This window comes from Bacillus sp. OTU2372 (assembly GCF_038440275.1).
In the GTDB taxonomy this organism is placed as follows: Bacteria; Bacillota; Bacilli; order Bacillales; family Cytobacillaceae; genus Neobacillus; species Neobacillus bataviensis_B.
Genome location: NZ_JASATK010000001.1, coordinates 798,795 through 813,360, shown reverse-complemented (window position 1 = coordinate 813,360; position 14,566 = coordinate 798,795). Strand labels below are relative to the sequence as shown.

General features: G+C 38.1%; 13 protein-coding genes. 6 read left to right on the top strand and 7 right to left on the bottom strand.

Translation table 11 applies throughout. From position 1 onward, the window contains the following. Positions 1 to 77 precede the first annotated feature (77 nt). From AAHB15_RS03910 to glsA, 4 genes are all read left to right on the top strand, one after another. A complete protein-coding gene (locus AAHB15_RS03910) occupies positions 78 to 995 on the top strand; it encodes an AraC family transcriptional regulator (RefSeq protein ID WP_342041766.1) in 918 nt (305 codons plus the stop codon). A gap of 689 nt (positions 996 to 1,684) precedes the next feature. Then, positions 1,685 to 1,909 (top strand): hypothetical protein, encoded by a 225-nt coding sequence (locus AAHB15_RS03905; RefSeq protein WP_335573919.1) that lies wholly within the window; start codon positions 1,685 to 1,687, stop codon positions 1,907 to 1,909. Next, complete coding sequence (locus AAHB15_RS03900; RefSeq protein WP_342041765.1) at positions 1,906 to 3,657, top strand: SulP family inorganic anion transporter; 1,752 nt, start codon at positions 1,906 to 1,908, stop codon at positions 3,655 to 3,657. The genes AAHB15_RS03905 and AAHB15_RS03900 overlap by 4 nt, the downstream gene beginning before the upstream one ends. Before the next feature lie 231 nt (positions 3,658 to 3,888). Next, a complete protein-coding gene (gene glsA / locus AAHB15_RS03895) occupies positions 3,889 to 4,818 on the top strand; it encodes a glutaminase A (protein WP_342041764.1) in 930 nt (309 codons plus the stop codon). A gap of 269 nt (positions 4,819 to 5,087) precedes the next feature. Here the strand turns inward: glsA and AAHB15_RS03890 are convergent, their stop codons facing one another. From AAHB15_RS03890 to AAHB15_RS03865, 6 genes are all read right to left on the bottom strand, one after another. Continuing rightward, on the bottom strand, positions 5,088 to 5,876 hold the full coding sequence (locus AAHB15_RS03890; RefSeq protein ID WP_335573922.1) for an ABC transporter permease: 789 nt from the start codon (positions 5,874 to 5,876) through the stop codon (positions 5,088 to 5,090). A 1-nt stretch (position 5,877) separates the two neighbouring features. After that, complete coding sequence (locus tag AAHB15_RS03885; RefSeq protein ID WP_342041763.1) at positions 5,878 to 6,606, bottom strand: ABC transporter permease; 729 nt, start codon at positions 6,604 to 6,606, stop codon at positions 5,878 to 5,880. Further along, the gene (locus AAHB15_RS03880) at positions 6,596 to 7,576 is read right to left on the bottom strand and encodes an ABC transporter ATP-binding protein (protein ID WP_342041762.1); all 981 of its coding nucleotides are present in this window, start codon (positions 7,574 to 7,576) and stop codon (positions 6,596 to 6,598) included. The genes AAHB15_RS03885 and AAHB15_RS03880 overlap by 11 nt, the downstream gene beginning before the upstream one ends. Before the next feature lie 167 nt (positions 7,577 to 7,743). Then, on the bottom strand, positions 7,744 to 8,556 hold the full coding sequence (locus tag AAHB15_RS03875; RefSeq protein ID WP_335573925.1) for a C39 family peptidase: 813 nt from the start codon (positions 8,554 to 8,556) through the stop codon (positions 7,744 to 7,746). A 250-nt stretch (positions 8,557 to 8,806) separates the two neighbouring features. Beyond that, positions 8,807 to 9,586 (bottom strand): Cof-type HAD-IIB family hydrolase, encoded by a 780-nt coding sequence (locus tag AAHB15_RS03870; RefSeq protein WP_335573926.1) that lies wholly within the window; start codon positions 9,584 to 9,586, stop codon positions 8,807 to 8,809. A 151-nt stretch (positions 9,587 to 9,737) separates the two neighbouring features. Then, the gene (locus AAHB15_RS03865; protein ID WP_342041761.1) at positions 9,738 to 10,646 is read right to left on the bottom strand and encodes an AEC family transporter; all 909 of its coding nucleotides are present in this window, start codon (positions 10,644 to 10,646) and stop codon (positions 9,738 to 9,740) included. 327 nt (positions 10,647 to 10,973) lie between these two features. Between AAHB15_RS03865 and AAHB15_RS03860 the strand changes: the two genes are divergently transcribed. Next, complete coding sequence (locus AAHB15_RS03860; RefSeq protein ID WP_335573928.1) at positions 10,974 to 11,312, top strand: replicative helicase loader/inhibitor; 339 nt, start codon at positions 10,974 to 10,976, stop codon at positions 11,310 to 11,312. Between the two features lie 176 nt (positions 11,313 to 11,488). On the opposite strand, the gene AAHB15_RS03855 is transcribed toward AAHB15_RS03860, so the two are convergent. Beyond that, the gene (locus AAHB15_RS03855) at positions 11,489 to 13,507 is read right to left on the bottom strand and encodes a beta-galactosidase (RefSeq protein ID WP_342041760.1); all 2,019 of its coding nucleotides are present in this window, start codon (positions 13,505 to 13,507) and stop codon (positions 11,489 to 11,491) included. A 137-nt stretch (positions 13,508 to 13,644) separates the two neighbouring features. Here AAHB15_RS03855 and AAHB15_RS03850 point away from each other — a divergent pair, with 137 nt between their 5' ends. Beyond that, on the top strand, positions 13,645 to 14,484 hold the full coding sequence (locus AAHB15_RS03850; RefSeq protein ID WP_335573930.1) for an AraC family transcriptional regulator: 840 nt from the start codon (positions 13,645 to 13,647) through the stop codon (positions 14,482 to 14,484). Positions 14,485 to 14,566: the final 82 nt, after the last annotated feature.

The following is a 14,566-nucleotide window of genomic DNA, read 5'->3' as shown; positions in this document are numbered from 1 at the left end:
CTCTCACACCCACTTACGCACCATAAGGATATGCATTATAATGAAACAATCATGAATGAAGGAGCAAGGAGGAACTTATGACTGAACAAATCTATAAAAAACAGGATAAGCTCGCTAAACTCATAGAGCAACATACAGGCCGGGACGGTGTTCACGAGACCACAATTCCGTCTCTATTTTTCATTCGCCAATCTACTGATATCGGACCAAGACACAAAGTTTATAAGCCTTCCTTGTGTATTGTTGTTCAAGGTGTGAAGGAGAATTTGCTAGGGATTGAGCAATTTCGTTACGGTCCTTCCGATTACCTTGTTACATCAGTTGACTTGCCGGTTACAGGACAAGTCATGGAAGCATCCGCTGAAGTTCCATATCTGGCTATTAAACTTGAATTTACACCGCATCAAATCATTGAGGTTATCAGGGATATGGGAATTCGAGTTGGCCCCAAAGAAAATGCTAAACGAGCGATGTTTGTCAGCCGCATTGAAGTACCTTTGTTGGAAGCAGTAATTAGGTTAGCTCGTTTATTAGACAATCCAGAAGATATCCCGGTGCTTGCTCCTCTCTTTACGAAGGAAATTCTCTATAGGGTTCTGCAAGGGCAGCATGGTGTCACCCTGGAACAAATGGCCATCGAAGGAAGCTCTACCAATCAAGTCAAGGACGTGATTGAACACATCATGAAAAATTATGATAAGTCTATTCGCATTGAGGAACTTGCGGAAATAGCGAATATGAGTGAGTCTTCGCTTCATCGTCACTTTAAAGAGGTAACCACTATGAGCCCGATTCAATTTCAAAAACAATTGAGACTTCAGGAGGCCCGTCATCTATTATTGTCTGAATCAACGGATGCAACGGATGTCGCATTCCGGGTAGGCTATGAAAGTCCTTCGCAGTTCAGCCGTGAGTATTCCCGTATGTTTGGGTTTCCGCCTATAGAAGATATCAAACGTTTGAGAATGGAATATGACCAAAGGATTTATGGTTGATTCCCTAGTTATGAGTCACCCTAACCGAAAATTGTTTACTTTATAGTTGATCGAATAACACGTGGAGCTTATTCATTTGATGAACACATCAAGCAACGATATAGGAAGATTTTCACTGTAAATCCTCCTAATTTCGTTGCTTTGCATTTTCTTTTTTTCTTTTTCTTTTTCTTCTTTTGGTAATTTAATAATTTCACCAGTTTTAACAACTTCTTAATTCTTTACTCTTATTTGTCTCTCATGATCTCGATGAAGGATGCTTGCCCATTAGGTTCCTCTCATTTTGTCTTTCATTACCTCGATGAAGGACACTTTCCCATCAGACCGACTAGTTTTGTCTTCCATAACCTTGATGAAGGACAGGTCCCATTAGAACCACTCATTTGATCATTCGTAAACCCGATCATAGACATCTTCACGCCAGAATCAGCTCGTATTAGGCGCTCTCTATCCAAACATTCCTAGTAGAATTTCCTCAAAAAAACCAAGTCATGTACTAGAGCTAAAGGGGGTTTTAACAACAACTTTTAAGATTCCCCACACTATAGTCATGACATAAAAAGGCAACAATTCTCCTACAAATTATTAACAATTTTTTCACATTTTTCCATTATAGTAGATACGTGTGACATAACATCACATCTAATGGTTCACACCAAATTATTTTGTGAAAATAGGAGGGAAATCTTATGTATACCATTTCAAGTATCTTAGATTTAAACAAGGGGCTCGACAATCAACACAAGTATCAGGAATTTCAAACGACAAATTCCCCAGAAAAAAATCGTCATACTTTCATGTATGAATACTCGGTTACTAGAATTGCTTCCAAAAGCGATGGGATTAAAAAACGTAATGAGGTCCATTCAAACGGGACAAACTCATCTAATCTTGAAAGCGGGGTGTTTAAATGATCGATTATAACCGATTTAACGGCTATAATCTTGGCCATGTTCAAAAAGATGTAGTTGCTGGATTGATTGTTGGAATTGTAGCGATACCTTTAGCAATGGCCTTTGCAATTGCCTCAGGGGTAAGACCGGAATACGGGCTTTATACCTCGATCATTTCCGGGATTTTGGTCTCTCTTTTTGGCGGATCCAAATATCAAATTGCAGGACCGACTGGAGCCTTTGTTCCTGTATTATTGGGAGTGGTGTTGCAGTTCGGTTATGAAAAATTATTGATTGCCGGTTTTCTGGCAGGCGTGATTATTTTTCTAATGGGGGCGTTCAAATTAGGGAGGTTTATTAAGTTTATTCCACGGCCCGTGACCATCGGGTTTACGGCTGGAATTGCAGTGATTATCTTTTCTGGCCAAATTGCCAATTTCTTAGGGCTGAGTAACTTAAAAAAAGAAGAAGCATTTCACTTAAACATGAAAGAAATTCTCTTAAACCTGCATACCATTAACGTCTACAGTGTTCTGGTAGCTTTTATTAGTCTAGCCATTGTTCTATTGGCAACAAAATATATGCCAAAAATTCCCGGAGCACTGTTGGGGATAATTGTCTCAACTTTAATTGCTTCTTATTGCTTTCCGAATCAAGTTGCAACTATTGGTTCTACATATGGAGCCATTCCTACTGGGCTTCCAAATTTTGAATTTCCACAGATTACCGGTAGTTTAGTCATTGAACTTCTGCCTGCCGCTCTGGTTATTGCCATGCTAGGTGGAATTGAATCCTTATTATCTGCTTTAGTGGCGGACAGTATGACCAACGAAAAGCACAATAGTAATAAGGAGCTGATGGCGCAAGGACTGGCCAACATGATAACCCCTTTATTTGGCGGAATCCCAGCTACAGGTGCTATTGCACGAACAGCAACTAATATTAAAAACGGCGCGTTCTCACCCTTATCCGGTGTCATACACGGAGTTGTCGTATTGATGGTATTAGTCATGCTCGCACCATATGCCTCGGCGATTCCATTAGCCAGTATGGCACCGATTCTTATGTTTGTTGCATGGAACATGAGTGAACGCAAAGAGTTTCTCCATATCTTTAAAACCAAAACAATGGATTCGCTTGTATTAGTCACTTCTTTCCTCTTAACCGTTGTTGTCGACCTGACCACCGGCGTCGGCGGAGGAATAATTTTAGCGCTAGTGGCATTTGTTCAGAAAATGAGCGAGACTTTGAAAGTGTCGAAGGTTTTGCCGGACCCGGCTGATAAATTGGTGAAAAAAGAAATCGTACAGCAAGGTTCTAACTGTCCGCAAATTCATATTTACACATTAGAAGGACCATTATTTTTTGGAACCACTGAAAGATTGGAAGAAGAAATTGAAGAAATTCTTAGTTCGAAGCCGCGAGTTCTTCTATTAAGAATGAGCAAGGTTTCCTTCATTGATACTTCAGGAGAAGCACTCCTCTCCAAAATTGTTAAACAATTAAAGGACCAAAAACAACATGTCATGATGTCCGGTCTCCAGGAACAGCCGAAAGAATTACTTTGGGCAACAGGGCTGAACAAAAAAGTAGAAGAAAAGTATATTTTTGAACATACAGGTGAAGCTCTCAATGCCGCACTGGCACAACTGGAGATTAATAAGTGTAAAGGCTGTAAACAATTTGCTTTCAGCGAATGCGCAAAATTATCTTACCAGCCAATAAAGACAACACAAGCTAAAAATTCAATCGTGGCACCAACAACCTAATAAGATTAACGCTCAGGGTTTCAAGTTCAATAATCCCTTTCCTTGTAATATTAGGAAGGGGATGCCTTTTAATACTTCACGTTTATAAAATTTTTGTATTCCTCAAATTGTCTAGTGTCATTTAATCTAATTCACCAGAAAAATAATTTTCTTAAAAACATGTATACATTGAACAATTTTTATCATGTATGAACGCAATTTCATAGGTAAAACTACTATGGGTGATGCATTATGCCATGTCAAACAAGTGGTGAGTTAAAACTATTAGTTGATGAAGCAAAACAATATACAAAAGATGGCAAGGTTGCTGACTATATTCCCGAGCTGGGTAAAGCAAAACCAGAGGATTTGTCAATTGCAATTCATTATCCAGACGGAAGATGTATCTCAGCCGGAGATATTGATAAAAAGATTACACTGCAAAGTATTTCAAAGGTTATAAGCTTGGCTCTTGTCTTAATAGAAAGAGGCTTTCAATATGTATTTGAACGGGTTGGAATGGAACCGACTGGAGACCCTTTTAATTCAATTGCCAAGTTAGAAACAATGGCACCAGCCAAACCGTTAAACCCTATGATCAATGCAGGAGCACTTGTGGTCACCCACATGATTAAGGGTGATTCAGTTGAGGAACGGTTGAATCGGTTATTAGCCTTTATTCGGGAGTTGGCCGACGACTCTTCCATCGGCTATTGTGAGGAAGTCGCCCGATCCGAATTCGAAACGGCTAATTTAAACCGGTCATTATGTTATTTTCTTAAGCAGCATAAAATTATTATTGAAGATGTTGAAACATTATTAGATTTATACACAAAACAGTGTGCCATTGAAATGAATTGTCTGGATTTAGGGAGGATCGGAATGATCTTTGCGATGGATGGAAAAGATCCTCTAACTGGAAAACAGATTATGCCGGAGGATGTAGCGCGAATCTGTAAAACATTTATGGTTACGTGTGGGATGTATAATGCGTCAGGAGAATTCGCCATCAAAATTGGTATTCCTGCTAAAAGTGGCGTATCAGGCGGTATCATTGGGGCTGTGCCTGGGAAATTTGGTATCGGAATTTTCGGCCCTGCACTGGATGAAAAAGGTAACAGTGTGGCTGGAATTAAACTATTGGAACTTTTATCTAGAAATTATCGGTTGAGTATGTTTTAAAGGATATTTTTACTTAAAACGGCTAAGTAAGAGGCATGGAATGTTAATCCGTGCCTCTTACCTGCTGTAGTATCTGATTTTTTTCTCCTTTTGGGGTTATGAACCGTTCTTATCCTCTGTAACTCTTAAATACTATTTCCTTAAGGAGTTATAAACTGTCCTCATCCCCTGTAGCTCTAATAATCTTTTTCCCTCAGGGATTATGAACCGTTCTTAACCCCTGTAGCTCCAATTTCCTCTCTCTTTCGGACTTATAATACACAATGATTTTAACTACTCGCACTAGTATAATTCGCGAGTGCAAACTTCCAGAATCGACGGGCCAGCCAAAAGAAAACAACAGCGACAACGAGTGACGTAAAGGTTGTTCCACCATCCCACTTACCGATTAAAAAACTAGCCGGGGTAAACGTAAGAAATGCTGCAGGTAACACATACGTTAGAACCGTACGTAGCCAGCCTTTATACATGGTAATCGGAAACCGAGTTGTTTCAAAGAAAGAACTGAACAAGAAAGACAAATCATCCATCCGAATCACCCAAAAGGCGGTGGTCATCAGTAACATCCACAAAGAATAAATAATCAATAAGGCAGCAAAGATGCTAATTAAAAAGAACCCGACATCAAGTAAAGAAGGTATAAAATGTTTTTGAACAAGACCATAGATAATTAGTCCAATACCTAATAGGACATCAATCAGCCGCCAGAAAACAAGATGCCTCAGACTCACGAAAAACATGCTATCAACGGGTTTTGTGAGCACATAATCCAATGTTCCCATTCGAATATGCAAAAGCAGTCTCGGCATATTCGGTCGAAGAGCAAAATCAACCAACCCTTGCAAGGTATTGAAAATACCAAGAAGAATCAGAACATCAGCATATGCCCAGCCCCCTAATTGATCTGTTTGATAAAAGAAAATTTGAACCATCAAAATCGAAACGATAATACCAAATAAACTTGAAAAGAGATTTCCTATAAACTCACTGCGGTATTCAAGTTCTTCTACAAGACAAGTTCGAAAAAATTCTTTAAATATCCGCCAATATCGCCTCATGTTATCCTCCTACCGCCTGATTTTTCTTTAATCCAGCCTTCCATAACCAACCTATTGCCACTATCAGAAGAACAGTCCAAATGGCGGAACCTATAAATCCTACCAACAGGGTTTGCCGATCAGCTGTTTCTGTTAGAATTTCTAAAGGAAATCCAATCATATAACGATAGGGTAAGAAGGTACTGATTTGTTTCACTACAGGCGGTAAAAGAGAAAACGGCGCAATTCGGCCGGAAATAAATAACGAGACGGTTTCGAACGTGGCATAGACAGCTGTCACTTTCGTCATCCAAAAACCCAATATGCCAAACATAAAACTAAAAGCAAATCGAATAATTGCTCCTAATAACAGCGCAGCTAGAAATAGTCCCCACTGGCTGAATGATAGATGTAACTGAAGTGAAGGAATAAAGATGGATAAAATAATCCAACAAGACACAAGAATGACTAAAAACAAACCTTTATAAACAATATTTTCAGCGATTGCCCAATGAATTGGATGAAAAGGCCGAACAATTTGATAGGAGAAAGTCCCTTCCCTTATTTGCCGATCCATTTCCCAAACGTCCCAAGCACTTGTCAAGCGCTCTACCATTATCAAAGAAATAAAATATAAAATAAAAGAATCTCCCTGGTCTGGATAAATATTCATCCAGACCATCGTCGATAGCTGATAAGAAAACATCTCGACATATTTCATCCGTAAAATGGCTCGATATTTAGTAATCATGTGATTCCTCCTGAAAAGCTAAGGTAATCACTTCTTCCATCGGTGGATCTTGTATATTTAGGTCATTGATCTCAAAATTAGCCAGTAGTTCAGATGAGATAGTCGGTACACGATCCCGTGCGACTCGGAGTGTCAATTTCCCATCTTCAAAGGAAACCACATCACCGAATGACTCCCATCGACCATGTGAGCCTAAAGGAAGACGAACCTCTAACAATTTATATGGAGTTAATCTTTCCGTTAAAACTTGTAACTCTCCGTCATAAAGTAGTTTCCCATGATTAATGATTAACACGCGCTCACAAAGTGCGGTGACATCGCCCATATAATGCGAAGTTAGTAGAATCGTTGTTTTGTGCTCACGATTATATTTAGCAATAAATTGGCGTACTTTTTCTTGGGTATCCACATCCAAGCCAATCGTCGGCTCATCTAAAAAAAGAATCGATGGACGATGTAATAATGACGCGGCTAATTCGCATTTCATGCGTTGACCGAGACTTAGATTTCGTACGGGTTTACCAAGTAACGGGGCTAATTCTAGTAATTCAACAAGTTCATCCAAGGTTTGACGAAACACTTTTTCGTCAATTTCATAGACGCTTTTATTTACTAGAAAAGTCTCCTTTGGGGGGATATCCCAAATCAATTGACTTTTCTGCCCCATGACCAAACTCATCATTTTTTTGTACTCATTCTTCTGTTCCTGTGGTTTGAAACCATTCACTTCGATTCGGCCAGAAGTAGGATGCAGCAAACCGGCTAACATCTTAATCGTGGTCGTTTTTCCTGCTCCATTCGGCCCTAAAAATCCTACAATTTCACCCGTATTAATGTTGAAAGACACGTCCTTCACTGCATGAACGGTTTGGTATTCCCGTTTGAATAAACTGCGTAAAGCTTCTGTCCAGCCCTCCTGCCTGACATGGACTCTGAAAGACTTATTTAATTCTTGAACTTGAATAGACATGTTTCCTCCAACGATAAAATAATAATTTACTCTATAAGTATAGTTTTTAAAATTGAAGGATTACAAGCATAAAAATTCATGAACTGCTTACTACATGTTGGTAAATTTTTAAATAAACTGTTATGCACCATCTTATTTGTAGTAGGATACTTTTACTTAAAGTAAAACTATTGATAACTGACAGCTTGTTTCCCCATTTGAATCCACGACTCTTCAAAACTAGCTTTTGAAACAGTCTTATATGGTTGATCAGCTAACGGGTCGTTCAAATACACATAATTGTCATCATAACCAACTACTAAAACACTATGCTCTCTATAGGTAATTTGTACATTCCCGGTTTGTGTATTCCAAATGGAAAATTCACTTTCAGGAAGTGAGGCAAATCTTGAATTGGTAATAACCCATACAGGAGATCCTTGTTTCAGCATATTATAAACAGAGTCAATACTTTGACCTGTTAAATCTATTACTCTACCTGGGAGATAGGATTCAGCTAAATCGGCGATCGGGCTATGGTATACCCCATATCCTGGATTATCAAATGAGTAGATATCACCAACAAACACCGCATTGGGATTTCCATGCAGACCATTTTGGTCGCGGAAAGGAATGGTATTTATTTCTTTTGCTAATGTCATTTTATCGACTGAAACACCTGCATATTGGAGAAGCATGGCTAGACTAGTTACCTCACATCCCCGTGGTAATTCTGGCATCTGTTGGATTTGCGGTACTTTATCAATTACTATTTTTCCATTCTGAACTTGAACTTCATTTTGCTCTTCATTCTGGACTTCATTTTCCTGAGCTGAATTTGTATCGGAAACAGTTTCAACTGTGCCATTTTGTTCTTCTTGTTTAGTTTCATTACTAGTTTCCGTGGTATTCGTGGTAGATTCTGTTTTTTGTGCTCTCACATAACCAACACTAATGAGTAATCCCAAAGCACATAAAACCGCAAGAATTTTTAATTTCAATTAAGGATACCCCTCTCTTTATTCCGAACCGAAAACATTCTAACAACTCGAATCCTACCACTTTAATCTTAATGTAAACTTAATAATATTTTTTTGGATAATAATAAAAAAAGCATGAACCCGGTATATACCGAATTCATGCCTAACCTATAATGAGGTGTATTTTACTTAATAATTAAAACAGGACAATGTGATAACTGAGAAACTTTTTGACTAATATAATTTTTTTATTAAGTTAATCATTATTTAATTATAAAAGACCAACCATTTGAAGACCATGGAGAATTCCATTCTCCTCAACCGATTTTGTTTCATATTTGGCTACTGACTTTACTATTTCTTCGGCATTCCCCATCGCTACACTATTTTGAACTGTTGAGAGCATTTCCATATCATTGAGACCATCCCCAAAGGCATAGTGCCGTTCTGGTGGAATACCTAGGCTTTCAACTACCCGTTTAATACCTTGGGCTTTTGAACCTCCCCTTGGAAGTACATCCACTGAAACAGGATGCCATCTCACAAAATCAAAATCATGAAACTGCTGCTCGTATTGTTTTTCTTCACCTTCTGGACAAAAAAGAAGCGTTTGAAACAACTCCCGTCCTTTGTAATAATTGGGATCATGCGTCGGGAATCGGCCAATTTTTAATGTAGCAATGCTCTCTGTTATGTATGTATGCTCTGGCACGTTCGCTCTCATATCCTCATGGTCCATAAAGACGACAGGATGATTGTTTTGAAGAGCTGCTTCTGTTAACTTTTCAAGTGATGAGATGTTTAATGGATTTCGATATAATTCTTTCCCTTTTAAGACAACGTATTGACCGTTATAACTAACATATGTGTTAATATCTAATTCTTTTCGCAAATCCTCGAACATAAATGGGGCTCGTCCAGTTGCAATGGCTACTTCATGGCCAAGTTCTTTTAATTTAAAAATGGATTCTTTCGTTGAGAAAGGCAATTCTTTATCATGGTTAAGCAAAGTTCCATCAATATCAAAAAAAATAATACTGCGATTCATCATTTTGGTTACCAACTTTCAATGTATAATCTAGTTTACTTAATTAATTCCATATCATTAAAATCCCTTTGACCTGCTCAGATTCATCTCAAATAAAACTCTGACGATTAAGCCGTTCTTCATTCAACTAGTTTAACCTGAACTTAGAAATTCATCAAATAAAGTTTGCAAAAATATACAAGATGACAATACTAATTAAAATAGTAATGTTGGAAATAGTTGCTATTAATCGTGTGCTTTCCATACTATATTTAAATTCAACGCTATAGGTGATGGATGATGCTGCAAGTGGCAGTACGAGTCCAATCAATATCGAATAACGAAACATATCATCGTTTGGAAGAAGAAAAAATAAAGTAAAACCAACAAGCAATCCCAGACCATATCGAAAAGTTAAAAATTTCAACATCGGTTTAATAAATTTTTTCTCAAATTTAAAATTTAAATAGAGTCCCAAAAGTAATAAGGATAAGGGCATATTGGCTGCCGATATGGTACTCGCCACATTAATAATCATGTCAGGTAATTTTAAATGACTGAAATTTAAAATACTCGCGATTACGTAAGTCATTAAAGGAATTGATTTACTAAGTTTTTTTACAATTTCAACAGGCCTGAGGCGTAACCCTTCTTCTGAAAAATAACTTCCTAATATATAGGCAATTCCAAAGACAAGGAATGATGTTCCTACATCAAACATACTAAAATAGGTTAAACCACTCATCCCCCAAATCGCATAGACAAGAGGAAATGCAAAGAGGCCGACATTAAATCCTGAAGACATGATCATAAAAGAACCTTTAAGTTCCCTTTCCTCATTTTTAAATACCCATAAGCCAAGACATGTGGTGACTACACCATATATGAGGACAATAATAGGAATTAAAATTAAAGAAATTTCTATTTTTACAGAATCGAAGGTAACAATGACTAATGCAGGAAGAGTTATTTTAAATATAATTTTTGAAATAACTTGTCCATCTTTTTCTTGTAAAATATTGAAACGTTTTAATAGATACCCCAGGGCAATGATGATAATAATATAAAGAAATTTCTGGTTCATTTGTAAAGTATGCTCCTCTTATGATTTTTGTACGTAACTGCCTTTTTAATTTTAACATCGTTGTAAGCAATTGGTGTTCTTGGAAATCTGGAAATAGTGGATATTACCGAACTATAAAAATTTTTTTGACTCTGTCCTTTTTAGATATAGAAATAATTGGAAATATTAGAGCGAAATGGATTGCGAAAAGGCCAAAAGGACATTACTAAAGATGGAGAAAGAAGGTAAAAAAGGTAAACAACCCAAACAGCAAAACAAAGATTGGAAGTCTGAACCAGTCAAGCGAATATTTAAGAAAGGCAAAATTGTGGTACTGGAGGAATGGCAATGACTAAAGAAGAAGTAGTGAAACTATTAACACTAATTGAATCGGTTTATTCCAACTTCTTGGTGAGGGACGAAACGGTTCTGTTATGGTTCCAAGTTTGTTCTAATATGGACTATGAACAGGTGATGGCAAAGCTGAAAAACTACATTAGAAGAAGTCCTTTTCCTCCTGCGATTGCCGACATTGCCGTATTCCCTTGCGAAGAAACTGATAATCCAGCAACATTACAAGAATGGATGAAGAAAGGACGTGAGAGAATTGAACACGAACGTAACCAGACAAAACGAATTTCAATACCTGAGTGGCTTGTCGAATATTCCATAAGAAAATCTATCTGAAGCAATAGGCCTCCTTTTTAGGAACTTTCTTTCTGGCTCCTCCACTGATTAATGAAATCATTTAGGAGCTATTCTATGCAAAAAAAACATCCTTTAATTGATAAAAGGATGTTTTTACTTGCAGTTTCCTGGTGACCACCTAATTCAGTTTTATAATATGTTTTAAAGTCTCTTTCCTATTGTTTTACAATCATGACTCCATAAGCCTCTAATGAGGTTGTCCCGTTTATTTCCTTACTTGTTAACAGGTCTGTTCCTTCACTGATCTCGAATTCAACTGCTGACGCATTGTGGTTCATGACAAAAAAGTAAGAGCGGCCATCCTTTCTTCTCTCCGTCACTTCCACCCCTTTTGGAACATCAAGTAATGGTTTTATCTCCTTTTCCTCACAAATCGTTTTGACAAAATCCGTTAAAAACGCTGCGTCAGGGCATGTTCCTACGTAATACGCTTTTCCATTTCCAAATGAATTACACGTAATTACAGGTGTACCGGCATAAAAATCCGAACCATATTCAGCCAGCACTTCTGCACCCTCTGAATGGATAATATCAAACAGCAAACTGCACTCATAAGTGCCGGTTAGACTGCCGGCTTCTTTTTTCACGACAATTTGATTTTTCACTTCAGGAGGCAGAGCATCGATTTCCTCCACCCAAATACCAAGGAGATCCCGCAGTTCTCCTGGATAACCACCAAGGGTGACAAGATCATGTTCATTCACAATTCCACTAAAGAACGTGGTCACAAACGTTCCTCCATCTTGAACAAATTCTTTTACCTTATTCGCATAACCTGATTTCACCATATATAATACAGGAGCAAAGACGATTTCGTACTTGCTTATATCTTCTTCCACACCAATCATGTCAACCGCAATATTTTCTCCAAATAAGGCTGCGTAATATTTATGAACTTCATTTACATAATCCAATGCCTTTGATGGGCCACTTGATAATTCCGTTGCCCACCAGTTTTCCCAGTCAAACACGATTGCGACCTTAGCTTGTACACGAGAATCGAGCAAGGTAACGGACAACTGTGCCAGCTCCTTGCCAAGTGCAGCTGTTTCCCGAAAAACTCTTGTATTTTCATGACCAGCATGTTCGATAACCGCTCCATGGTATTTTTCACAGGCTCCAACCGATCTCCTCAATTGGAAAAACATGATTGTATCTGCTCCACGTGCCACTGCCTGATAACTCCATAAACGCATGACACCAGGCCGCTTCAACGAATTATACGGCTGCCAATTCTGCTGACTTGGCGTCTGCTCCATTAACATAAAAGGCTGTCCGCTTTTTAAGCCTCTCATAAGATCATGCCGCATTGCTGTGAAACTTACTGGTGTGTTATAGGCAGGATAGTTATCCCAAGAAACAACATCCATTTCTTTGCCCCATTTAAAATAATCGAGCTCTTTATAGGTACCCATTAAATTCGTTGTTACCGGAATATCAGGAGTATGCTTCTTCAAGACATCACGCTCTAGTTTAAAGCACTCTAATAAGCTATCAGACTGAAATATGCGATAATCTAAGGAAATTCCTTGAAAATTAGTAGAACTCCCACCCCACTCTTCACTTAAAGCATTGGGCGGCACAATTTCATCCCAATCATAAAACGTATGGCCCCAAAATCGAGTATTCCACGCTTTATTCAAAGTATCTAAGTTTCCGTATTTTTGCTGAAGCCATTCTCTAAAACTCTCAGAACAGTTATCACAATAACAGTAGCCGCCATATTCATTGGACACGTGCCAAATCAACACTCCTGGATGATCTTTATATCTTTCTCCTAACCGGTCTGCCATCCGTTCTGCATACTTCCGATAGGTTGGGCTGTTCGGACAGGAATTGTGTCTGCCGCCAAACTTTCGTTTTCTTCCTTGATAATCTACCCTCAATACATCTGGATAGTTTTTAGCCATCCAGGAAGGGTGTGCTGCAGTACTAGTTGCCAGACAAGTATAAATACCATTTTGATATAAACGATCAATTTGTTCATCCAGCCAAGAAAAATTGTAAGTCCCTTCATCGGGTTGATTTAACGCCCAGGAAAAAACATTTAATGTTGCCACATCAATTCCTGCAAGTTTAAACATACGGACATCTTCATCCCAGTCCTCTTTTTCCCACTGCTCTGGATTATAATCTCCTCCATACCAAATTTTAGGTAACTTTTCGTTTATCATTTCTAATCCCTCTTCCCTATGTATCATTTTATTTCAATTGTATGCGATTACAAAAGGACATTAAATATAATATAATGGAAAGCGATATAAGAAAAAGGAACAATTTAGAAAACTTTTTAGAACCAAGGAGCATAATGATGAAAAAACATTTTTTAATACCTTTAAATGAAAGCAAACTGCCGCTTTTTGCTGAGACGATTGGTTACAATCCAGCACAAGAATCTATCACCCGGCCAAAAGGTTATCCTTATTACCATTGGATTCAAACAGTTAGCGGACTGGGATCTATCAAATTTCAAAATCAAAAAATAAATCTCCCGCCCAATAACGGTGTCCTCATCTTCCCGTACATGGCCCATTCGTATAAGAATGAACAAAGTGATTCCTCTCCATGGAAAACACTCTATGTAACATTCAGAGGCACGATGGTAAAAGAGATTTTAATTACACTTGGACTCTATCAATCTGCTTTCTTTCACTGGGAACAGGAAGCACCGATTTCAACCTACATAAAAAAAGCGTTAAAGGAAAGTGATGAGACAACAGACAGCTTTAGCATAAGTGCCTCCTCCAATGTCTATGAATTTCTCTTGCTTCTAAAAAAGTTCGGGAAAACCAATAAAAACAGCTTGAAAGAAACCAGTAATTTAGTAACGTTACATTCACTCATTGACTGGATGAAGTCCCAACTTTCCAACCCCGATGTCGGCCTTGATGAAATGGCTCTCTTTATCAATGCATCGAAACGCCATCTGAATTCATTGTTTCAAAAAAACTTTCACGTGACGCCTTATGCCTATTTTGTTAATTTACGAATCCAGCAATCTAAAAAGCTCCTTTTAGAAAACAATTCTACTACAATCGGTGATATTGCCCAGCAAGTGGGTTTTCGTTCCCCAAGCCACTTTGTGGCTACGTTTAGGAAAATGGTCGGGATTCCACCTGAAAAATATCGTCACCTAAATGGTGTTTTTTAGAATAGATCAATTTTCCTGATACAAGTAAAAATCCCACCTTCCATATAAAAGTGAGATTCTTACGTTAATCCTCGATTGTATC